The sequence below is a fragment of the Macrococcoides caseolyticum genome (assembly GCF_002902665.1).
GTDB lineage: Bacteria > Bacillota > Bacilli > Staphylococcales > Staphylococcaceae > Macrococcoides > Macrococcoides caseolyticum.
In genome coordinates, this window is record NZ_PPRM01000088.1 from 1 (window position 1) to 383 (window position 383).

The 383-nt window shown below is 43.3% G+C and carries 1 protein-coding gene; it reads left to right on the forward strand.

The annotated features are described in order from the left end of the window. Positions 1 to 108 precede the first annotated feature (108 nt). A partial coding sequence (locus tag CD152_RS10155; RefSeq protein ID WP_169926199.1) for a relaxase/mobilization nuclease domain-containing protein occupies positions 109 to 383 on the forward strand: 275 nt, incomplete at its 3' end.

Here is a 383-nt window from a genome sequence, read left to right on the forward strand (position 1 = left end):
TGAACCCTATGTTGGTGCTGTAGAATTGAATGCGATTAAAAAGCTGACAGAAGAATTTCAGGCATCTCAGCATGAATTTGAACGACTTCAGAGTGAGGTGCATCAGATATGGCACAGACTAAAGTAGCTTCGTCTAAAAGTGCCACGGCATCCATCAAATATGGGCGTGATGGTAAAGATAAGGACACACAGGAGAAGAAGTGTATTGCGATGTCTGGCATCAACTGTGATCCGAGTAACGCTGAATATGAATTTGGTGTCGTGAGGAAAGCGTTCAACAAGGCGAAGGATGAAGGCAAGGACATTCAAGCACATCTCATTGAACAGTCCTTTAAAGGCCGTGACATTGATCCTTTTGAAGTGAATCAGATGGGGTATGAACT